Annotated in this window: 19 protein-coding genes; 14 read left to right on the forward strand and 5 right to left on the reverse strand. The window is 68.6% G+C overall.

Annotated features, from left to right (window positions below; translation table 11 throughout):
- Nucleotides 1–107: 107 nt before the first annotated feature.
- The 5 genes from EV650_RS39535 to EV650_RS39555 are packed head-to-tail and all read left to right on the forward strand — an operon-like array spanning nucleotide 108 to nucleotide 5,446.
- Nucleotides 108–1,445, forward strand: a complete 1,338-nt coding sequence (locus EV650_RS39535; RefSeq protein ID WP_202875334.1) for an ammonium transporter — start codon at nucleotides 108–110, stop codon at nucleotides 1,443–1,445.
- On the forward strand, nucleotides 1,442–1,780 hold the full coding sequence (locus EV650_RS39540) for a P-II family nitrogen regulator (RefSeq protein ID WP_134124359.1): 339 nt from the start codon (nucleotides 1,442–1,444) through the stop codon (nucleotides 1,778–1,780). The genes EV650_RS39535 and EV650_RS39540 overlap by 4 nt, the downstream gene beginning before the upstream one ends.
- Nucleotides 1,781–4,045: a [protein-PII] uridylyltransferase gene (locus tag EV650_RS39545; protein WP_134124360.1), complete on the forward strand. Its 2,265-nt coding sequence runs from the start codon at nucleotides 1,781–1,783 to the stop codon at nucleotides 4,043–4,045.
- A 41-nt stretch (nucleotides 4,046–4,086) separates the two neighbouring features.
- Nucleotides 4,087–4,395 (forward strand): hypothetical protein, encoded by a 309-nt coding sequence (locus EV650_RS39550; protein ID WP_134124361.1) that lies wholly within the window; start codon nucleotides 4,087–4,089, stop codon nucleotides 4,393–4,395.
- Between the two features lie 10 nt (nucleotides 4,396–4,405).
- Nucleotides 4,406–5,446, forward strand: a complete 1,041-nt coding sequence (locus EV650_RS39555) for a DUF2332 domain-containing protein (RefSeq protein WP_134124362.1) — start codon at nucleotides 4,406–4,408, stop codon at nucleotides 5,444–5,446.
- On the opposite strand, the gene EV650_RS39560 is transcribed toward EV650_RS39555, so the two are convergent.
- The 3 genes from EV650_RS39560 to EV650_RS39570 form a co-directional block, all read right to left on the reverse strand.
- A complete protein-coding gene (locus tag EV650_RS39560) occupies nucleotides 5,439–6,320 on the reverse strand; it encodes an arginase family protein (RefSeq protein ID WP_134124363.1) in 882 nt (293 codons plus the stop codon). The two genes, EV650_RS39555 and EV650_RS39560, sit on opposite strands and share 8 nt — an antisense overlap.
- A 153-nt stretch (nucleotides 6,321–6,473) precedes the next feature.
- A complete protein-coding gene (locus EV650_RS39565; protein WP_134124364.1) occupies nucleotides 6,474–7,496 on the reverse strand; it encodes a hypothetical protein in 1,023 nt (340 codons plus the stop codon).
- Nucleotides 7,489–7,932 carry a hypothetical protein gene (locus EV650_RS39570; protein ID WP_134124365.1) on the reverse strand — a complete coding sequence of 148 codons (444 nt, stop codon included), beginning with the start codon at nucleotides 7,930–7,932 and terminating at the stop codon, nucleotides 7,489–7,491. Before EV650_RS39570 ends, EV650_RS39565 begins: the two co-directional genes overlap by 8 nt.
- 134 nt (nucleotides 7,933–8,066) lie before the next feature.
- On the opposite strand from EV650_RS39570, the gene ffh reads away from it, so the two are divergent.
- The 9 genes from ffh (at nucleotide 8,067) to EV650_RS39615 (ending at nucleotide 19,042) form a co-directional block, all read left to right on the forward strand.
- Nucleotides 8,067–9,629 (forward strand): signal recognition particle protein, encoded by a 1,563-nt coding sequence (gene ffh / locus EV650_RS39575; RefSeq protein WP_134124366.1) that lies wholly within the window; start codon nucleotides 8,067–8,069, stop codon nucleotides 9,627–9,629.
- Nucleotides 9,630–9,837: 208 nt separating this feature from the next.
- The gene (locus EV650_RS39580) at nucleotides 9,838–11,196 is read left to right on the forward strand and encodes a lytic transglycosylase domain-containing protein (protein ID WP_202875336.1); all 1,359 of its coding nucleotides are present in this window, start codon (nucleotides 9,838–9,840) and stop codon (nucleotides 11,194–11,196) included.
- Between the two features lie 222 nt (nucleotides 11,197–11,418).
- On the forward strand, nucleotides 11,419–12,600 hold the full coding sequence (locus EV650_RS39585; protein WP_238174768.1) for a lytic transglycosylase domain-containing protein: 1,182 nt from the start codon (nucleotides 11,419–11,421) through the stop codon (nucleotides 12,598–12,600).
- 25 nt (nucleotides 12,601–12,625) lie between these two features.
- A complete protein-coding gene (locus EV650_RS39590; RefSeq protein WP_134124368.1) occupies nucleotides 12,626–13,711 on the forward strand; it encodes an amidohydrolase family protein in 1,086 nt (361 codons plus the stop codon).
- 109 nt (nucleotides 13,712–13,820) lie between these two features.
- Entirely contained in the window at nucleotides 13,821–15,155 is a 1,335-nt protein-coding gene (locus tag EV650_RS39595; RefSeq protein ID WP_134124369.1) for an N-acetylmuramoyl-L-alanine amidase, read from the forward strand.
- Nucleotides 15,156–15,215: 60 nt separating this feature from the next.
- Nucleotides 15,216–16,448, forward strand: coding sequence for a sensor histidine kinase (locus EV650_RS39600; protein ID WP_134124370.1), 1,233 nt, complete (start codon nucleotides 15,216–15,218; stop codon nucleotides 16,446–16,448).
- Nucleotides 16,439–17,077, forward strand: coding sequence for a response regulator transcription factor (locus EV650_RS39605; protein ID WP_134124371.1), 639 nt, complete (start codon nucleotides 16,439–16,441; stop codon nucleotides 17,075–17,077). Before EV650_RS39600 ends, EV650_RS39605 begins: the two co-directional genes overlap by 10 nt.
- A gap of 58 nt (nucleotides 17,078–17,135) precedes the next feature.
- Complete coding sequence (locus tag EV650_RS39610; protein WP_134124372.1) at nucleotides 17,136–17,825, forward strand: hypothetical protein; 690 nt, start codon at nucleotides 17,136–17,138, stop codon at nucleotides 17,823–17,825.
- Nucleotides 17,826–17,923: 98 nt separating this feature from the next.
- A complete protein-coding gene (locus EV650_RS39615; protein ID WP_134124373.1) occupies nucleotides 17,924–19,042 on the forward strand; it encodes a S1 family peptidase in 1,119 nt (372 codons plus the stop codon).
- A 53-nt stretch (nucleotides 19,043–19,095) separates the two neighbouring features.
- Here the strand turns inward: EV650_RS39615 and EV650_RS39620 are convergent, their stop codons facing one another.
- The gene (locus tag EV650_RS39620) at nucleotides 19,096–20,445 is read right to left on the reverse strand and encodes an SPFH domain-containing protein (protein ID WP_134124374.1); all 1,350 of its coding nucleotides are present in this window, start codon (nucleotides 20,443–20,445) and stop codon (nucleotides 19,096–19,098) included.
- Between the two features lie 20 nt (nucleotides 20,446–20,465).
- Entirely contained in the window at nucleotides 20,466–20,660 is a 195-nt protein-coding gene (locus EV650_RS39625) for an NfeD C-terminal domain-containing protein (protein ID WP_134124375.1), read from the reverse strand.
- Between the last annotated feature and the right edge of the window lie 61 nt (nucleotides 20,661–20,721).

Consider the following 20,721-nt stretch of genomic DNA (forward strand, 5'->3'; position numbering starts at 1 on the left):
GCGCGCCGACACCGTTTGCGATGTGGCCGAGCGCGGGCTCCCCGGCGTTGTGGAGTTCCCTGATCGAGGACGCCGGCCACGCCGAGAACGATGGAAGGACGACGCTCATGACGATTGTCCCCGGCGATACCGCCTGGGTCCTGGCAAGCGCCGCCCTGGTGATGCTGATGACACCGGGCCTGGCATTCTTCTACGGCGGCATGGTGCGCATGAAGAGCGTGCTGAACATGATGATGATGAGTTTCATCACCATCGCCGTCGTCACTGTGTTGTGGGTGGTGGTCGGCTACTCGCTGACGTTCGCCGGCGACACCGGACACGTGATCGGGGACTTCTCGGAGGTCGGCCTCAAGGGCCTGCTCGCACCGGAGGCGGTGAGCGGGACGACGCCCACGCTCGCTTTCGTCGCCTTCCAGCTGATGTTCGCGATCATCACGCCCGCACTGATCTCGGGTGCGATCGCCGACCGGGCCACCTTCCGTGGCTGGATCGCGTTCGTCGTGGGCTGGACGCTCCTGGTGTACTTCCCGGTCGCGCACTCGGTCTGGTTCCTGGACGACGGCAACGGCGGCTGGATCGGCGACAAGCTGAAAGCGGTCGACTTCGCCGGTGGTACGGCGGTGCACCTGAACGCCGGTGCGGCTGCGCTCGCGCTGGCGATCGTGCTCGGTAAGCGGGTCGGCTGGAAGAAGGACCCGATGCGGCCGCACAGCCTGCCGCTGGTCATTCTCGGTGCCGGACTGCTGTGGTTCGGCTGGTTCGGCTTCAACGCCGGCTCCGCCCTGAGCGCGGGCACCACCGCCGCGGTCACCTTCGTGAACACCCAGGCCGCCACTGCTGCCGCCGTGATCGGCTGGCTGATCGTCGAGCGGATCGTGCATGGGAAGGCCACCACGCTGGGCATGGCCTCCGGTGCGGTCGCCGGTCTGGTCGCGATCACCCCGTCCTGTGGTGCGGTTAGCCCGATCGGCGCTCTGATTCTCGGTCTGGCGGCCGGCGCCATCTGCTGCGGCGCGGTGTCGCTCAAGTACAGGCTGGGCTTCGACGACTCGCTCGACGTGGTCGGCGTGCACTTCGTCGGCGGTCTGTTCGGCTCGCTGGCGATCGGCCTGCTGGGTACGGCGGCGGCTCCGTCGGCTGTGAACGGCTTGTTCTACGGTGGTGGAGTCACGCAGCTCGGCCGGCAGGCGCTGGCCAACCTGGTCGTCGGTCTGTACTCGTTCACGGTCGCCTTCATCCTCGGAAAGGTGATCGACAAGACGATCGGCTTCCGGCTCAAGGAGGACGACGAGGTCACCGGTGTCGACCAGGTCGAGCACGCCGAGACGGCGTACGACTACCTGGGTTCGTCCGGCCTGCGGGGCATGACCGCCCGCCCGGCCCCGGCGGACAATGGCACGACTGACGTCACCGAGACTTCGGAGAAGGAAGGGGTCAAGGCATGAAGCTGGTCACCGCGGTGGTCAAGCCGCACAAGCTGGACGACGTCCGGGCCGCACTGGAGACGTTCGGCGTCACCGGTATGACGGTCACCGAGGCGAGCGGCTACGGTCGGCAGAAGGGCCACACCGAGGTGTACCGCGGCGCCGAGTACGAGGTGGACCTGGTTCCGAAGGTCCGGCTCGAGGTGGTCGTCGAGGACGGCGACAGCGCCGACGTGGTGGACGTGATCGTGAAGGCCGCGCAGACCGGCAAGATCGGCGACGGCAAGGTCTGGGTCACCCCGGTCGAGTCGATCGTCCGGGTCCGCACCGGCGAGCTGGACGGAGACGCACTCTAGATGGTCGATCGAGCAGAGCAGCGGCGTAGTCGTGCCGAGGAGGCCGACGCGCTGCTGCAACTGCTGCTCGCGAAGGCTTGCGACGCCCTCGGTGTACCTGCCGAGGGCGTCGCCCTGGTTGCGGTCGGCGGATACGGGCGGGAGGAGCTGTCGCCGTACAGCGACCTCGACGTGATGCTCGTGCACGCCGAGGGGTACCCGCGGATCGACGAGCTGGCTGCCCAAATCTGGTACCCGCTGTGGGACTCGCGGACCAAGCTCGACCACAGCGTCCGCACACTCGCGGAGGCACGGCAGGCCGCTGCTGCCGACGACCGCGTCGCTCTCGGACTGCTTGACGCGAGGCATGTCGCGGGGGACACCCACCTGACACTGCAGCTCCGGTCGGTGCTGATGGCGGACTGGCGGCGTACTGCGCGGTCGCGGCTGCCCGGACTGGCGCAGGCGTGCCGCGACCGGGCCTCCACGGTCGGTGAGCTCGCGCACCTCGCAGAGCCCGATCTCAAGGAGGCGTACGGCGGTTTGCGCGATGCCGTCGTACTGCGGGCGTTGGTGGCCTCGTGGCTGATCGACGTACCGCATCCAGTGGTGGAGCGGGCGCGACGGGATCTGCTCGAGGTTCGCGACGTACTGCATGAGGTGGCTGGTCGGGCGACGGACCGGCTCGTGGCCGATCTGGCTGGTGAGGTGGCCGCTGGGCTCGGTATGTCTGGGCGGGACGAGTTGCTGCGCCACGTGTACGCGACGGGCCGGATGCTGGCCCACGTGTGCGACGTGTCCTGGCGACGGGTCGAGAGCCTGATGACCAAGCCGCCGCGGTCCCGGCGCAGGGGGCGGACCGGTGGGCCGTTGCTGCTCGCGCTGGACGAGGGTGTGGGGCAACACGAGGGTGAAGTCGTGCTGATGCCGGACGCGCGCCCGGACCGGAACCCTGTGCTCGGTCTACGTGCTGCGGCGGTCGCAGCGGATCGTGAGCTCGTTCTGTCGCCTGCTGTTTGTGCACGGCTGGCGTCGTCGGCTGCTGATATGCCGGACCCGTGGCCGGGAGAGGCGCGGCGGTTGCTGTGTGCTCTGCTCGGTGCGGGCAGCGGACTGCTCGAAGTGTGGGAGGCGCTGGACCAGGCCGGCTACATCTCGCGGATCCTGCCCGAGTGGGACTCGGTGCGCTTCCGGCCACCGCAGTCCGCGATCCACCGCTTCACCGTCGACCGGCACCTGCTGGAGACCTGCGTCGAGGCATCGGCGATGGTCCGCGACGTACGGCGACCTGACCTGCTGCTGGTCGCCGCACTGGTGCACGACCTCGGTAAGGCTGTCGACGGCGACCACAGCGTCACCGGTGCGGTCATCGCGGCGAAGGTGGCGCGGCGGATCGGGTTCAACGAGGCCGATTCCGACACCATCACGCTGCTGGTCCGGCAGCACCTCATGCTCGCTCAGGTCGCCACACGGCGTGATCTGGACGACCCGATGACCGTCGACCTGGTTGCGGGCATCGTCCGCGACACGGAGACGCTGGACCTGCTGGAAGCTCTCACGTACGCCGATGCCCGGGCTGCGGGCCCAGCCGCGTCGTCACCCTGGCGGATGCGCTTGGTCGGCGAGCTGTGCCGACGGGTGCGCGGTGAGCTGTCCGGGGGAGGCGAGGGCATGTGGACCGACGCTCCGCCCATCCCCGTACCGGTTCTGAATCAGGTGGTCGGCGTAGGACGGCTTGGCCTGACACTCACCGACCATCACGGTGATCTGCGCGTCAACGTCGCCGTACCGGACCAAGTGGGCACGCTGTCGACGGTCGCCGCCGTACTGGCGGTCGAGCGCCTCTCAGTGCGGTCCGCCGTCATCACCTCGGTAGAGGGACTCGGCATCTCACAGTGGACCGTTGCCGGATCGCCGCCTGACCCAGTGCGGTTGCGGGACCGGCTCGCGGTGGCACTGCGCGACGACACCGATCTGGTACGCCGGTTGGCCGCGCGCGACTCGTCCGCAACACGCAGTCGGGTCGCCAGTCGGGTCGACCTGCTGCCGGAGGCGTCCGAGACAGCCACTGTGCTGCAGGTGCGGGCGCATGACCGCCCAGGCCTGCTGTACGACGTCACTGCGGCCATTGCGTCGACGGGGGCAGACATCCGCTCCGCTCACGTCAGCACGCTCGGCGCCGAGTGCGTGGACGTTTTCTACCTCACCGATCGTCATGGCTCGCCGCTCGAGGACGAGGACGCGCGCACGACCGCCAAGTCCGTTCTGGACCGCCTGACCTTCTAGCGGGACACCTGGTCCAGCCGGTCGAGACCGGCCTGGCTCGGTTGACCAGGGCCTTCCTCGCCGTCGGGCCGAAGTACATGGCGATCTGGGCCGGCGGCGCGATTCCTGAGCGGAAGAAGCAGCTCGACGAGGCCGAGGTCGACCGTCAGCTCGCCGAGCCGGTCCGTGAGCTGCTGCGGCGCGGTGCAGCGGACAAGACGATCCGCACCGACCTGCCGACGGAGGTGCTCTTCCAGCTGTACACAGCGTTGCTGGAACGCGCTTTGGTCATGGTGATGCGACGCGAGCTCGGAGCCGAGCAGGCCACCGCGGCCGTGCTCGGCGTCTTCCTGCGCGGTGCTACCGCTTAAAGTCAGCCGGGTGGACGTCGTAACAGCTCTCCAACATCAAGCCGTCGCCTGCGAGGACCTGGGGTCCCCGATGTACGCCGAACTGCTTCGGCTGCTCGTCGACGACTACGAGGTCGGTGGCGTATCCGTCGAGGTGCTGGACGGATATGACGGCCAGTCGTTCGGTTCGGCGATCGGACTGCGGCTGCTGGCTGCTGTGCACGGTCTGGTGCTCTCCGGTACGGCGCCTGAGCTGGCCGCGTTCTACCCGAGCGTCGGCGGGACGTGGGACCCGGTGCTCGGGTGGGAGGCGTTCGAGCAGGTGCTGCAGTCGCGGATCGGAGAGGTGCGGTCGCTGTTGACTCAGCCGCCGCAGACCAACGAGGTGGGACGGTCGGCTGCGCTGTACGGCGGTCTGCTGAAGCTGGTCGAGGCTGTGCCGCTGCCGGTGCGCCTGTTCGAGATCGGCGCGTCGGGTGGGTTGAACCTGCGAGCGGACCGATACCGGTACGTCGCGGACGGGACGTCGTACGGGCCGGAGGACAGTCCGGTGGTGTTCGATCCGGCGTGGTCGGGACAGGTGCCGTCGGTGGAGCTACGGATCGCGGAGCGGGTCGGGTGTGACATCGCGCCCGTCAACCCGCTGACGACGGACGGCGCGCTCACGCTGACGTCGTACGTCTGGCCTGACATGGCTGACCGGCTGGAGCGGCTGCGTGGTGCGCTGGTGATCGCCCGGGACGTGCCGGCCGACGTACGACGTGAGGACGCCGTCTCGTTCCTGCGTGGGCTGGAGTTGTCGGAGGGGCACGTGACCGTCGTGTGGCACTCGATCATGTGGCAGTACCTGAGCCGTGCGGACCGGACTGCAATAGAAGCGCGGCTGGACGAGCTGGGTGCACAAGCCACCGAGTCCACGCCGCTGGCGCACCTCAGCCTGGAGCCGCACGCCGAGCGGGATACGGACGGTTGGGAGTACCGCGTCGATCTCCGGACCTGGCCGGGCGGGAAGCTGCGGATGCTGGGCACTGCAGCACCCCACGGTCAGGAGCTGGTCTGGGGAGCTAGCTGAGTACTGCGACCAGGGTGTCGGTGAGCTCGGCCGCGTACCTGCCGTCGGGGTCCAGGTCCGGGTCGAAGATGCCGATGTCGAAGCCGACGCATTTTGGCGAGGCGAGCAGCGGTTGCAGAAGCGCTCGCAGTTGGTCGTGATTGATTCCGCCCGGATCCGGACTGTCGACGGCCGGCATGATCGCGGCGTCCAGGATGTCCACGTCCAGGTGCACCCAGAACCCGTCGAGCTCGTCGCGTTCGAGGTGCTCGAGCGTCCCGCTTGCCGCTGCCTGCGGATCCGCGGCGATCTGGAGCGCTCGCCACACCGGGATCCCGGCCTTCTCGACATCCGCGACGTACTCGTCGTCCTCCCGGATCCCGAGCAGCACGGCGTCGCTGTCCCGCGTGTACGGCGCTCGTCCTTCGAGGTCCGTCAGATCGGGCTGCCCGCGTCCGGTGATCAACGCCAGCGCCTCACCGCCCGCGGCCCCGACGTACGGCGAGTTGTCGACGGTCCGGAAGTCCGAGTGCCCGTCGACGTACACGACGCCGTACCGCCCAAGCCGCTTCAACGCCAACGCCGGCCCGAGCAGGTTGCTGCACTCACCGCCGAGCAGCACCACGAACTTCCTCTGCTCCACAAACCCGCCAACCCGATCCGCCAGCTTCACCGAGTACGCCGCCATCGCCGCAGCATTGAACACTCCGTCGCCCGGCTTCCACCCCGCCACGTCGTACCGCGGCGGCGTCACACACCCACCGTCCTCACCCCCGATCCGCCCCACAAACCCCAGATCCCGCACCGCCCCAGCCAACTTGTAGCAACCGGGCACCACCCCGGCCTTCGGTGCCCGCAGACCGAGGTTGGAAGGCCCCTCCACCACAACTCGCATCCGAGCCACCTAACCGCTGAAGGAATGGTTACCGGTTAAAGCCTGGCGAGCCGATCCACCCCTGTCAATCGCTGACTCAGCCCTGGTACACCGAGTCAGCCTCCGGTACGCCGAGTCAGTCCTGCTGCGCCGAGTCAGCCTGGGTACGCCGCGTCAGTCCTGGGTACGACCCTGCGCCGGCGCCGGCCCCTTCGTCGGCTGGCCGGTTGGCCGGCGAGACCCCTGCCCCAACTGAGGTCGCTTCGCGACAGCTCGCCCGGCCGGGGCGGACCCGCTCAAGAACTTGCCCACAGCAGGCACCTCCGCAGCCTTCGCCTCGGCGGGCGCCTCCTGAGCCTTCGGCTCCGGCTTGGCGGGCGCCTCGGCACGCTGCTGCTGCATCCCGTCAGCTGCGGTCGGGCGATCCGCGCGCTGGGATCGCTGCCGGATCTCGTCCACCTTCGCGTTGAGAGCCTTGCTGATCTCGCCGGCCACGTGCTGTCCGGCTTCCGGTGAGCGTTGGGCGAGTGAGTCCCACTGCGGGTGAAGCATCGTCGTGATCAGCTCACGCCGAACTGCCTGCCGGTCCGCGCCCTCGGGCGGTGCGACTTCCTGCAGCCGGTTCTGTACGACGGCCTCCGCCAGCTGATCGAAATGCATCATCGCCGGCCCTTGGCTGAGCCGGTTGATCAACTCCAGCCGGTCGACCCGCGGTCCGGACGCTTGCTGAACCAGATCGTTCGTGGCGGCGTACGCGCCGGACAGCTCACTGGCGTCGAACGGCAGGCGTGGGTATCCGGCCAACCTGGTGAAGGTCGCGAAGTCGCTTGTGGTGCGGACGGACGCCACGCCGTCATGCAGCCCCTGCGCCTGTTTCGTTCCGACCGCGTTGGCCTCGCCCGGTGCGTCCACGGCCATCCCGGCCTGCGTGACTCGGTTGAGAACCATCGCCAAAGCGCGTGCCTGCCGCCGAGGGCTTTCGGTCGGTTGCCTCGTCAGCCCGTCACGAAGCAGGGGCTCGTGGATCCCGATCGCACCGGTGCGCTGGTCGAAGCCGCCCGGTCCGCTTGTTGCGTACAGCTCGCGGTTCCAACGGTCGACGCCGGTCGGTTGGAGCTGCCGCGCCAGGTCGTACAGCCGCGTGAACTCGCGGTACGTCGGCGAGTCCTCGGGGACGCGCTCGCCGGACTCAGGCATTCGGGAACGGCACGTCGGTCAGCGGGAACGGTGGGTCGCGGATCCAGTCCTCCATGGACTGGAGATCGTCCGTCATCGCGCGGATGTCGTCCTCCTCGTCCGCGGTTGCGCGATCGGCGAGCTCCCAGATCCTGCGGCGCCCGTCAGCGAGCATCGCGATCATCTCCTCGTCGGTCCCCTTCGGCGGGTAGACCTCGATGTGAATCCGCACTGCCTCCCGGTACAGCTCGCTCCGCTCGAGCGGCGGAGGCGGCGGCTCGGCGAGGTCGCCGATGAGTTGTGCGGTCCAGGTGCGGTCGTGCTCGGAGGCGTCGGCCGGCACGAGAGCCCGCAGCTTGTCCTGCTCAGCTGAGAGATCTCCCGGCTGACCGCTGTGGTGCATCCGGTCGTACGCGCGGTTGAAGGCCATGTTGAAGGCAGGTATGTCGAGGGGCATTTGCGGCTCCTTGGGGGCAGGCTGCGTTGGGAGCACGGTATCGAGGTTCGGGCCGACAGCGTGGGAGTTATCCACAGGTTGCGGGGCCGGTAGACTCGGGGAGTTCATCGCTTCGACGAAACGGACTGTTTCTCGTGTTCGACACGCTTTCCGATCGGCTCTCCACCGCGTTCAAGAATCTGCGGGGCAAGGGCAAGCTGACTGACGCCGATATCGACGCGACCACCCGGGAGATCCGGATCGCGTTGCTGGAGGCCGATGTCGCGCTGCCGGTGGTGCGGGAGTTCATCGCGGCGGTGCGTGAGCGGGCCAGCGGGGCCGAGGTGCGCGGCGGGCTGAACCCGGCGCAGCAGGTGATCAAGATCGTCAACGAGGAACTGGTCAAGATCCTCGGCGGCGAGACCCGCGAGCTGCGGATGGCGAAGCGGCCGCCGACGGTGATCATGCTGGCCGGTCTGCAGGGTGCGGGTAAGACGACCCTGGCCGGCAAGCTCGCCAAGTGGCTGAAGGAGACCCAGCACCAGACGCCGATGCTGGTCGCCGCGGACCTCCAGCGGCCGAACGCGGTCACCCAGCTGCAGGTGGTCGGCGACCGCGCCGGCGTACCGGTGTTCGCGCCCGAGCCCGGCAACGGCGTCGGTGACCCGGTCGATGTGGCCCGCAAGGCGATGGACGAGGCGCGGACCAAGCAGCACAGTGTGGTCATCGTCGACACGGCCGGCCGGCTGGGTGTCGACGAAGAGCTGATGAAGCAGGCCGCCGACATCCGCGACGCGGTGAACCCTGACGAGATCCTGTTCGTAGTCGACGCGATGATCGGTCAGGACGCGGTCAACACCGCGCAGGCCTTCCTCGACGGGGTCGGCTTCGACGGCGTCGTACTGTCCAAGCTGGACGGTGACGCCCGCGGTGGTGCCGCGCTGTCGATCGCGCAGGTCACCGGCCGTCAGGTGATGTTCGCCAGCAACGGCGAGAAGCTCGAGGACTTCGACGTCTTCCACCCCGACCGGATGGCTTCGCGCATCCTCGGTATGGGCGACGTGATGAGCCTGATCGAGTCCGCCGAGCGCAGCTTCGACGCGGAGGAGGCCGCCAAGACCGCGGCCAAGCTGCAGAAGCGCGGCGGCAAGGACTTCACCCTGGACGACTTCCTCGCCCAGATGCAGTCGGTCCGCAAGATGGGCCCGCTGACCAAGATCTTCGGCATGCTGCCCGGTGCGAACCAGTTCAAGGACCAGCTGGAGAACTTCGACGAGCGCGAGATCGACCGGATCGAGGCGGTCATCCACTCGATGACGCCGGCCGAGCGGACCGATCCGAACATCATCAACGGCTCCCGCCGGGCCCGGATCGCGAAGGGTTCGGGCACCGAGGTGGCCACCGTCAGCGGTCTGGTCGAGCGGTTCTTCGAGGCGCGCAAGATGATGTCCGCGATGGCGTCCGGCAAGGGCATGCCGGGGATGCCCGGGATGCCGGGCATGCCGGGAGCGGGTGCGGGCGGCGCGCGGAAGGCGAAGCAGCAGGCGAAGAAGGGCAAGAAGCGCGGCTCCGGCAACCCGGCCAAGCGGGCGAACCAGGGCACCCCGCAGCCGCAGGCCCCGCAGCCGGGTGAGCTGCCCGCCGCGTTCGGTGGCGGCCAGAACGGCGGCGACTTCGAACTACCCGACGACCTGAAGAAGATGCTCGGCGGCAACTGACCACTGCCGAAGGCACGACAGATACCGCCCCAAAGGGCAGTGTCCGCAGTGTGAACTCTTCGCGACCACACGCTGCACACGCCCGCGGAAAACCGTTCACCGTATGCAGCGGCGCACGGTGACTGGTTGATCACGACCCTGTGACGGCTAAGATCGTGCCTACGCCCGAGAGACACACCACCTGCGGAATGCGTCGAGGACGGTTCGGATGAGGCAGCAGTTCAAGAACCTGGACACGTGGCGGGGCAAGTTGTCCGCCGCTTGTACCTGCTTGGCGCCGCCTACTGCCATGGTCGCCGTGTTCGTCGTCGGCGGCGTCACCTCGAACACGTTCATCGTCGACGCGCAGGCGCTGGCCGCTCCCCGCCAGGACGCCGTCTTCGACGACCTGGCCAACAAGGTCCCGGCCGAGCCCGGCGTCGACGGCAGTCTGCCGACGCAGGAGAAGTCCACGATCCAGGTCCCGCTCACCGGTACGACGGACGGCACCGTGCAGCCGATCCAGGGTGTCATCGGCGATACCTCGGGGATCCCGGGGACGGTGCTGGCGGCGTACCAGAAGGCAGCCAACGATCTCGCGCTGTCGATGCCGGGCTGTCACCTCACCTGGCCGCTGCTCGCGGGGATCGGCAAGGTCGAGTCCGACCACGCCAGCGGCGGCAAGGTCGACGCGAGCGGCAACACCCGCGGCAAGATCCTCGGCCCGGTCCTCGACGGCGGCCCCGGGATGGCGGCGATCGCCGACACCGACCAGGGCGTGTACGACGGGAACGCGACCTGGGACCGTGCGGTCGGGCCGATGCAGTTCGTCCCAGGCACCTGGCGGACGTTCGGCGCGGACGGCAACGGTGACGGGCTCAAGGATCCGCACAACGTGTTCGACGCGGCCCGGGCGGCGGGGGACTACCTCTGCGCCGGCGGCGCGAACCTGGCCGACCCGCAGGGCCTGGTCCAGGCTGTGCTGACCTACAACCACTCGATGGAGTACGTCTCGACCGTTCTCCGGTGGATGCAGTCCTACAGCAAGGACACCGTGTCGGTGCCGGACAAGCCGGGCACGATCGACATTCCGGGTGACGGCGGCAACAACAACGAGGACCACGACCGCACCGGGACCACGCCGCCGCCGACCACGCCTACCTCGGCCCCGACCACCGTGCCGACGACTGCTACGACGCCGACGATCGTCCCGACGACATCGCGTCCGACCGCCGGGCACACGACGACGAGGCCGGTCACGCCGACGATCACGCCGACCCACGGCCCGGGTACGACGAAGCCGCCGACGACCCCCACCAAGCCGCCGTACACGCCGCCGCCGAGCACGCCCCCGACGACTCCGCCGACGACTCCGGGCGACCCGACCTGTACGCCGACTCCGACGCCGACCGACACCCCGACGCCGACCCCGACGCCGACTCCCACCCCGCCGCCGAGCGGGGACCCCACGGTGACGCCGACGCCCACGCCGACCCCGACGCCCAGTCCGTGCAGCTCGACGGGCCCGGAGGGTGATCCGACCAAGACGGCGGCCACCCCGAGCGACGCGCCCTCGCCGGCCAAGTAAGATCCAGGCACCCGTTCGCAGGCCCTCCGAGGTAGCGGCAATCGTTACCTCGGTGCCGGTTTTCCGAGCCGTTTCTGTGGCCCGTAACTTTGCGTCGTCTTGATGTAACTTTCTGGCGCATGGTTCGTTGAAGGGGCTATGCGCCTAACCCGTAGTGGTAACCGTCGGGTCAAAATAATCATCGCTTCACTGTGCACGGCCCCGCTCCTGGTCGGGGCCATCGTGACCGTCGCTTCGGGTGGAGCCGGTGCCTCCGGCCAGCTCGCGGCAGGCAGCCCGGTCGCCCCATCGCCTGGGGCCGGGCTGAACAGTGGCGAGTTCGACGAACTGACGATGATCGTGCCGCAGCGTCCGGGAGTGGACGGCCGGCTCGGATCCGACTCACCAGCCCGCGCCGACGTCCCCGTCTCCGGGGCCACCGACGGCCGCTCGGTCGTCCGTCCCGGGAAGCCGGGAGCCGTCAACGGCATCCCGCGCGGAGTGTTCCCCGCCTACCGCCGCGCCACCGCGAATCTCGCGGTCGTGCGGCCGAACTGTGGGCTGACCTGGCCGCTGCTGGCCGGTGTCGGCAAGGTCGAGTCCGACCACGCTGCCGATGGACGCGTCGACGTCGCCGGCACCACCCGCGGCCGCATCCTCGGCCCGGTGCTGAACGGTCGGCACGGCAACGGCCGGATCACCGACTCCGACAAGGGCAAGTACGACGCGGACGCGACCTGGGACCGTGCGGTCGGCCCGATGCAGATCATCCCGCAGGTGTGGGACGAGTTCGGGGCCGACGGCAACGGCGACGGTTTCCGCAACCCCAACAACGTGTACGACGCGGTTACCACCGTCGCCGTGGTGCTCTGCTCCCAAGGTGACGACCTGAAGCAGCCCCGCGACCTGGTCTCCGCCCTGCTGCGCTACCAGCACTCCAAGGACTTCGTCGCCACCGTGCTGAAGTGGATGCGGGTCTACAGCAAGAGCGCCGTCCTGGTCCCGAATGCGACCGGCACCATCGCCACTGCGAGGACCTCCGGTAACGCCGACCGCCGGGTCGACCCGCGGCAGGTCCCGGACGTGCCGGACGACACCAAGACGCCGACTCCGACCACGACGCCGACCGCGACCGTGCCGCCACCGGTGCCGCCGTCCACACCGACGTCGACCCAGTGGGACAAGCCGACGGTGCCGAGGCCGGTGGACACACCGACCGAGACGCCTACGCACCGGCCGACGTCGACGCCGACCAAGACCCCCACCAAGACGCCGACGAAGACGCCTACGCCGACTCCGACGCCGACCCCCACGCCGACTCCGACACCCACGGACACCCCGACGGACACCCCGAGCGGGACGCCGTGCGCCGGCAACGAGACCACCACCCCGACCTGTACGCCGGGCGGCGGCTCGCACGGCTGACAGCTGCCCGGATACGGTCGCCTCTATGACCGTACTGAGGCTCGCCGGCACGGTGCTGCCGGCCGGTGAACAGCAGGAGCTTCACCTCAGTGGTGGGCTGGTCGTCGACCGGCCCACCACTGCCGAGGTGACGACCGTGCACACCGGAGGCTGGATCGTGCCCGGCCTGGTCGACGCGCACTGCCACATCGGCCTCGACCAGACCGGCGCCGTCGACGAGGAGATCCAGGAGCAGCAGGCGATCGTGGATCGCGACGCCGGTGCGTTGCTGGTCCGCGACGCGGGCTCGGCCGCCGACACCCGCTGGATCGACGACCGCGAGGACCTGCCGAAGATCATCCGGGCCGGCCGGCACATCGCCCGGTCCAAGCGCTACATCCGCAACTACGGCTGGGAGATCGAGCCCGAGGAGCTGGTCGCGTACGTCGAGCAGGAGGCCGGCCGTGGTGACGGCTGGGTCAAGCTGGTCGGCGACTGGATCGACCGCGAGGCCGGCGACCTGACTTCGTGCTGGCCCGCCGAGGCGCTGAACGCCGCGATCGCCCGCGCCCACGAGCTCGGCGCCCGCGTCACGGCGCACGTCTTCGGTGAGCACGCCCTCCCGGATCTCCTTGCCGCCGGCATCGACTGCATCGAGCACGGCACCGGTCTCGAGCCGGACCTGCTCGCTCAGATGGCCGAGAACGGCGTCGCGGTCGTCCCGACCCTGATCCAGCTGGAGAACTTCCCGCAGTACGCCGAGCAGGCCGCGGGCAAGTTCCCCGTGTACGCGGCGCACATGCGCGATCTGTACGCCCGTCGCCTGGACCGGCTGCGGGACGCGTTCGAGGCCGGCGTACCGGTGTATGCCGGGACCGACGCGGGCGGTGTCCTCGGGCACGGGCTCGTCGCGCAGGAGATCCAGGCCCTGACCGAGATCGGCATGTCGGGGGAACAGGCCCTGGCCGCCGGGTCGTGGGCCGCCCGCGCCTGGCTCGGTGCGCCGAGCGAACTACAGCCCGGCGATCCGGCCGACCTGGTGGTGTACGACGAGGATCCGCGCGCGAACCCGGCCATCCTGACGCACCCGCGGCTGATCGCACTCCGTGGTCGAGTGGTATTCCAGCGGTGACGGGAAGAAATTCACCCGAACACTGGATCCAACGGAAGATCTTGCCTTAGCGTGGCTCCTGGGACCGCCGACGCCCCTCGGCGGACCAGACAGGGAAGGACCGCCGCCCATGCGGAACACCGCCACGATTCTGCTTGCTGTCGGAGCACTCGCACTGACAGCCCTTCCGAGCAACGCAGCCGAGCCACCGCCACCGACCGGTCAGTCGAACCTGGCTTCCGCCTTCCAGACCGCGGCCGCGAAGTACGACGTACCGCGGGAAGTGCTGGTCGGCGTCGGGTTCGCCGAGACGCACCTCGACGGCCACAACGGCGAGCCGAGCCAGGCGAACGGCTACGGCGTCATGCACCTGGTCAGCAACAACGTCAACAAGACGATGTCCGAGGCAAGCAAACTCACCGGACTGCCGGTCGCCGAGCTGACCAAGGACGACACGTCGAACGTCCTCGGCGCCGCCGCCGTCCTGAACTCGTACGCCGATCAAGCCGGCCTGACCAATCGATCCGACCTCGGCAAGTGGTACTCCGTCATTGCGAAGTACTCGCACTCGGCCGACGGCCCGACCGCTCGCCTGTACACCGACGAGGTCTACCGGGTGATCGCCCGCGGCGTCAGTACGGCCGGCGTCTCGACCGAGCCGAAGAAGGTCACGCCGGACCTCGGCGCGTACGCGAAGGTGTCGCCCCTCGGCGCCCAGAAATCGGTCCAGGCCGCCGACTACCCGGGCGCGATCTGGAACCCGGCCTGCACCTGCAACTACCGCGCCGGCCGGACCCAGGCGATCACCACCATCGTCATCCACGTGACCCAGGGCTCGTACGCCGGCACGATCAGCTGGTTCAAGGACCCGGCGGCCCAGGTCAGCTCGCACTACGTGATCCGGTCCAGCGATGGCCAGGTGACCCAGATGGTCGCCGAGAAGGACACCGCCTGGCACGTCGGCACCGAGAACGGCTACACGATCGGGATCGAGCACGAGGGGTACGTCGACCAGCCGTCCTGGTTCACCGACGCCATGTACCGGTCCTCGGCCGCCCTGACCAGCAACATCGCCGACCGCCACGGCATCCCGAAGGACCGGGCCCACATCAAGGGCCACGTCGAGATGCCGAACCAGACCCACACCGACCCGGGACCGAACTGGAACTGGGACTACTACATGCAGCTGGTGAACGGCGGCGACCCGAACCCGCCGACGTACAACTTCACCACCTGGGGGAACGGCGTCAACGTCCGCTCGGCGCCGCAGCTGTCCGCGTCGGTCGTGACCACGCTGCCCGGGCCGACGCAGGTCTTCGTCGAGTGCCAGGTGCAGGGCGACCTGGTGACCGCCAACGGCTACACCAACGACTGGTGGGCCAAGCTCCGCGACCAGAACGGCTACATGACCAACATCTACATCGACGACCCGAACGCCAAGCTCCCGGGCGTTCCAGACTGCTAGAGCTTCAAAGGTAGAGCCTGCTGTACCGACACGTGCCCGCCCGTCCCGCAGGATTGAGTCATGATCACCAAGATCCTGGCTCGGGGCGGACGGGCATGTGCCTACCTGGCGGTTCGCTATTTCCGGGCACTTATGCTCTTGCTGGCATTGCCGAACGGTGTGCTCCTCGGCTGGCTGATCACGCCGTTCACCGGCGCGCTGGTGAAGCTGGCCAACAGCGAGCGACGCAGGGCCGCCAAGTACCTGGGCCGGTCCACGGAGGCGCCGTTGCCAGCTGCCACACCGCGCCAGCCGGGCGACGTGGTCACGTTGTTCAGGGACAGGTCGTTCAAGCGCAGCCTGCGGCTGCTGCTGATGCCGGTGGTGATGATTCCCGAGCTGCTGATCACGGTGACGGGACTGGTCGGTGTGCCCTCGGCGATCCTGAGCATGGCGCTGTGGAAGCTTGACCCGGGCAACTTCAGCCTGATGGGTCTCGATGTCTGGAGCTGGGAACAGGCGCTCATCTGGGGTCCTGTGCAGGTGCTGGTCAGTTTGGCCGTCCTGGGCTGGGTGGCTCCGGCCGTGGCGCGTGGTCACGCCAACGCGGTGCTCAACCTGCTCGAGCCGAGCCAGGAGCAGTTGGAGACCGCCAGACTGTCGCAGCGGGTCGACGAGCTCACCAAGAGCCGGGCAGGTGCTGTCGACTCGCATGGCGCGGAGCTGCGCCGGATCGAGCGGGACCTGCACGACGGGACACAGGCCCAGCTGGTGTCACTTGCGATGCGGATCGGTATTGCCAAGCAGACCATGGCTGAGGACCCGGAGAAGGCCGCGAAACTGCTGGACGATGCACGTGACGGCGCAGAGCAGGCCATGACCGAGCTGCGCGGCGTACTGCGGACTATGTATCCGCCGATCCTCGCCGACCGCGGTCTGGCCGGTGCAGTCTCCGCACTGGCCGCCCGCTCTCCTTTACCGGTCCAGCTCCGCATCGGTGAGCTGGGTGAGGTCCCGGCCGCAGTAGAGGCCGCTGCGTACTTCGTGGTCGCCGAGTCGCTGACCAACGTCACCAAGCACAGTGCGGCCGGGCGTGTCGACGTACAGTTCGAACGGCGTGGTCCGGAGCTCTACCTGGCGATCGAGGACGACGGGATCGGCGGAGCACGGATCAGTGAGCAGTCCGACCTGCTGGGCCGGGGGAGTGGACTGCATGGCATGCTCCACCGCGTGCAGGCGATCGACGGTCAGATGGAGCTGCAGAGCCCGATCGGTGGGCCGACCACCATCGAGGTGATTCTTCCGTGCGGGTGATCATCCTCGAGGACAACCCGATCCTTGCCGAAGGCCTCGGCCTGCTGCTGGACAACAACGGCTTCGAGGTCGCCGCGGTCGCCACCGACGCGGACGAGTTCGCCAAGGCGATCGACCAGCACCAGGTGGACATCGCGATCGTCGACGTACGCCTGCCGCCCACCTTCACCGACGAGGGCCTGCGCGCCGCGATCGAGGCCCGCCGGGTCCGGCCCGGTCTGCCGGTGCTGGTGTTCTCGCAGTACGTCGAGGAGGTGTATGCCGCCGAGCTCCTGGCCGCCGGCAGCGAAGGTGTCGGCTACCTCCTGAAGGACCGCGTGTCCCGCGTCGACGAGTTCCTCGAAGCGGTACGCCGGGTTGCCGCCGGCGGGACCGTGCTCGACCCGGAGGTCGTCAGCCAGCTGATGGTCAAGCGAAGCAGTCCGCTCGACCGGCTCACCCCGCGGGAACGCGAAGTACTCGCACTCATGGCCGAAGGACTCGGCAACACCGCGATCGGCGCGAAGCTGGTCGTCTCTGACGGTGCCGTCCACAAGCACGTCGGCAACGTCTTCCTCAAACTCGACCTACCGCAGACCGACTCAGGCCACCGCCGCGTCCTCGCGGTACTCGCCTACCTGGGGCTCTGAACCCCAAGCTCGGCTATCTTCACTCCGCCGCCTGGCCAGTCGGCACAGTGAAGAGCGGATGGGATTCGTGCAGATGCGGAAAGCGATCTCTGGCGTGGTTGTCGCGATGGTCCTGGCGAGCGTCGCCGCGTGCGGCGGGTCGAAGCAGGGCACCGCGGACCCGTCGCCAGTGGTTCTCACGACCGCGGCACCATCGCCGCAGCCATTGACTGCCGCACGAGCCGCCGCGGCGCTGGCGACCGGAGGCTTAGCGAGCCGGGACATGCCAGGGATGCAGCCTTTGGGTGCGCCAATCACCAGCCTCAATTCGCCGACCCTTGCAGGTCTGTGCGGAACGACCGCCTCCGGTTTGACCAGTGAGAAGTTGCGGATGGCCCGTCGGCAGTTGGTCTGGAGCGCAGGTCCGTCGGAGTTCGTCTCGGAGGAGCGGGTCGTCTACCAGCAAGGCGGCGTACAGGCTGCGCTCAAGGACCTCCAGCGGGCCTCGACCAGCTGTCCGGACCGGATCGGCGTGCAGATCGCACCGGCGACCGCCAAGCTTCCGGCCGGCTCGATGGCGATCTCATCCAAGGGCTCTGGTCAGTCGATGGACTCGTACGCCGTCCCCGTCGGGAACCGGCTGCTGGTCATGCTGTGGTCGAACTGGACCAGGTCAGCCGAGCCGGCTGTCATCCGCACCGCTCTCGCCAAGGCTCGCCCCGTGGTCGTCCAGCGTGAGCAGCCAACCCTCCAGGCGCTCGCCCGCTGACCCGCCACGAACTCTTGACGGGGATGACAACGTAGGTCACCCTCATTACCTGAGAGCGCTCTCATCCACCGAACCGCCCCTAGGTGAGGAGAGTTCAGATGAAGGTCTTACTGGCCGCCGTGATCACGGCGGGTGTATTGACCGTGCCCGCGCAGGCGATCGCCGCCCCCGAACCACTGGCTGTGGCCGGCCAAGCTGCCGCCATGCAACGTGACTTCGGCCTGACCGAGCAGCAGATGCAGGACCGGCTGAAGGCCGAGACGTCGGCCGCGAAGTTGTTGCCTGCGGCCCAGAAAGCAGCCGGTGCCGCTTACGGCGGAGCCTGGTACAACGAGGCCAGCCACAAGCTCGTCGTCGGAGCGGTCGGCACGGACCGCGCGGCCGCCGTACGAGCCACAGGCGCCACTGTCACCGCCGTACCCGTAACGGCCAAGACGCTGGACCACCGGAAGGCTGCCGTCGACAAGCTGGCCGGCAAGGCCGTGCCGGATGCGGTCAGCGGCTGGGCGGCGGACCCGCGGACCGGCAGCGTGGTCATCAACGTCCAAGCAGGTAAGCGATCCCAGGCCGTCGACGCATTCGTGGCCAAGGTCGCAAAGGCCGGCGCGGTCACGGTGAAGGAGGTCGCGGCGCAAGTACCACGCACGTTCTCGGCCGGCGCGGTTGGCGGCGACCCGTACTACGTCAGCAACATCCGCTGCTCCATCGGCTTCTCGGTGTACGGCGGTTTTGTGACCGCCGGCCACTGTGGTCGCAGCGGCACGGTCAGCGGCTGGGACGGCTCGGCGATCGGGTCGTTCCAGGCGTGGTCGTTCCCCGACAACGACTACGCGTGGGTCTCGGTCGGCAACGGCTGGTGGACCGTACCGGTCGTGCTCGGCTGGGGCCAGGTCAGCGACCAGCTGGTCCGTGGTTCGGCCGAGGCGCCGATCGGTTCGTCGGTCTGTCGCAGCGGCTCGACCAGTCACTGGCACTGCGGCACGATCCTGGCCAAGAACGAGACTGTGAACTACGGCAACGGCCAGCTGTTCTATGGCGCGACCAAGACCAACGTCTGCGCCGAGGGTGGTGACTCCGGCGGCTCGTTCATCACCGGTGACCAGGCCCAGGGCGTCACCTCCGGCGGCTGGGGCGACTGCACCAGCGGCGGCGAGACCTGGTTCCAGCCGGTCAACGAGATCCTGCAGAACTACGGCCTCACGCTGCACACGGCCTGAAAAGCAGTAACGCCCGAAGAACCTAGGGGTTCTTCGGGCGTTACCTGGGGTTGTTACGCCGTCTCGTCGGGGACCGGCTCGAGGAGGGGCTTCTCGTCCTTCTTCGTCGCCAGCGAGTCGATCAGCTGCTTGGCCAGGGCGAAGCCGGAACCGCCCATGGTGATCGTCTTCACCAGGGTGTCCTCGATGCCCTGGGCACCGTTCAGCACGACCATGTTGCCGACCTTCTCGAACGAGCTGGCCGCGGCCTTGACGATCTCCGGGTAGGCCTCGGCGAGCTGCTGCGCCACGACCGCCTCGGTGTTCGTGGCCAGCGCCTCGGCACGGGCCTTGATACCGGCCGCCTCGGCCATCGCCTTCGCCTGGACGGCGGACGCCTCGGCCTTACCGTTCAGCTCGGTCGCCTTCGCCTGCGCCTCACCGCGCAGGGTGACCTCGCGAGCCTGCGCCTCGGCACCGGCGATCTGCGCATCACGCGCGGCCGATGCCAGCGTGCGCTGCTTGTACGCCTCGGCGTCGGCCGGCTTCAGCACCGTCGACTCCAGCTGCCGCTCGGACAGCGACGCGTTCAGCTTCGCGGTCTCCGTCTCGGCGACCACGACCTCCTGCTTGGCCAGCGCAGCCGCCAGCGGGCCGGCCTGGAACGCCTTCGAGGATGCCTGGTCGACCTCGGCCTGGTAGCCGGCCTTCGCGATCTCGCTCTCCCGGATCGCCGCCGCCTTGGCCGCCGCCGCGACCTGCTCACGCTCGGTCGCCTCGCGGTCCCGCTCGGCCTGCGCGATCCGGGCCGCGGCCTCGACCGCGGCGGCCTGCGGGCGCCCGAGGTTCCTGATGTAGCCGGACTCGTCGTCGATCTCCTGGATCTGCAGCGAGTCCACCACCAGACCGAGCTTCTCCATGTCGCCGGCCAGCGAGCCGCGGATGTTGGTGGTCAGCGTCTCCCGGTCGTGCAGCATCTCCTCGACCGTGGTGGAGCCGACGATCGCCCGTAGGTGACCGGCGAACAGCTCGTGGATCGTGCTCATCACCTGCTCGTCGCTCTGCTCCAGGAACCGCCGGGCCGCGTTCGCGATCGAGCCGTAGTCGTCACCGACCTTGTACGCCGTGACGCCCTTGATGTGCAGCGGGATGCCCTGGCTGGACACACACGTCACGGTCAACGGCGTGGCGCGGATGTCCAGCGGCAGCCGTCGTACCGTCTGGAAGCCCGGCAGCACCGAGGTGCCGCGGCCGACCACGATCTTGAAGCCGAGGGTCTCGTTGACCTGCTCGGAGCTGGAGTGCGCGCCGAGGCCGGAGATGATCAGCGCCTCGTTCGGCTCCGCCACCCGCCAGACCATCCGGAACAGGATGAGAAGGACGACCACCGCCACAGCGGCGATGATCACGTACGTCCAGAGCATTTCCCCTCCAAGGGAACTTGTCAGATGGCGCGAGCGACGTACACGGTGCGCGGCGGGTCGAAGTCGACCACGACAATCTGTGTCCCCACCTCGAGCACCTCGTCGTTCGTCGGGTAAGCGTAGAAGGCTTCGGTGGCACCGCGGACCGGCAGCATCACCTCGCCGACGATCCCGGGTGCGATCCGGCCGATCACCCGCCCCCGCTTGCCTACCATGGTCCCCCTCCGACGCAGTTCGCCCCGCTCCAGTTCCCCGAAGCCTAGATCACCGCTTGTG

The organism is Kribbella kalugense, assembly GCF_004365875.1.
Classification (GTDB): domain Bacteria; phylum Actinomycetota; class Actinomycetes; order Propionibacteriales; family Kribbellaceae; genus Kribbella; species Kribbella kalugense.

Excerpts from the sequence above, each read along its gene's own strand:
- EV650_RS39535 (WP_202875334.1), top strand. The coding sequence starts at position 108 with ATGACGATTGTCCCCGGCGATACCGCCTGGGTCCTGGCAAGCGCCGCC.
- EV650_RS39540 (WP_134124359.1), top strand. The coding sequence starts at position 1,442 with ATGAAGCTGGTCACCGCGGTGGTCAAGCCGCACAAGCTGGACGACGTC.
- EV650_RS39545 (WP_134124360.1), top strand. The coding sequence starts at position 1,781 with ATGGTCGATCGAGCAGAGCAGCGGCGTAGTCGTGCCGAGGAGGCCGAC.
- EV650_RS39560 (WP_134124363.1), bottom strand. The coding sequence starts at position 6,320 with ATGCGAGTTGTGGTGGAGGGGCCTTCCAACCTCGGTCTGCGGGCACCG.
- EV650_RS39565 (WP_134124364.1), bottom strand. The coding sequence starts at position 7,496 with ATGCCTGAGTCCGGCGAGCGCGTCCCCGAGGACTCGCCGACGTACCGC.
- EV650_RS39570 (WP_134124365.1), bottom strand. The coding sequence starts at position 7,932 with ATGCCCCTCGACATACCTGCCTTCAACATGGCCTTCAACCGCGCGTAC.
- EV650_RS39580 (WP_202875336.1), top strand. The coding sequence starts at position 9,838 with ATGAGGCAGCAGTTCAAGAACCTGGACACGTGGCGGGGCAAGTTGTCC.
- EV650_RS39590 (WP_134124368.1), top strand. The coding sequence starts at position 12,626 with ATGACCGTACTGAGGCTCGCCGGCACGGTGCTGCCGGCCGGTGAACAG.
- EV650_RS39595 (WP_134124369.1), top strand. The coding sequence starts at position 13,821 with ATGCGGAACACCGCCACGATTCTGCTTGCTGTCGGAGCACTCGCACTG.
- EV650_RS39600 (WP_134124370.1), top strand. The coding sequence starts at position 15,216 with ATGATCACCAAGATCCTGGCTCGGGGCGGACGGGCATGTGCCTACCTG.
- EV650_RS39610 (WP_134124372.1), top strand. The coding sequence starts at position 17,136 with ATGGGATTCGTGCAGATGCGGAAAGCGATCTCTGGCGTGGTTGTCGCG.
- EV650_RS39615 (WP_134124373.1), top strand. The coding sequence starts at position 17,924 with ATGAAGGTCTTACTGGCCGCCGTGATCACGGCGGGTGTATTGACCGTG.
- EV650_RS39620 (WP_134124374.1), bottom strand. The coding sequence starts at position 20,445 with ATGCTCTGGACGTACGTGATCATCGCCGCTGTGGCGGTGGTCGTCCTT.
- EV650_RS39625 (WP_134124375.1), bottom strand. The coding sequence starts at position 20,660 with ATGGTAGGCAAGCGGGGGCGGGTGATCGGCCGGATCGCACCCGGGATC.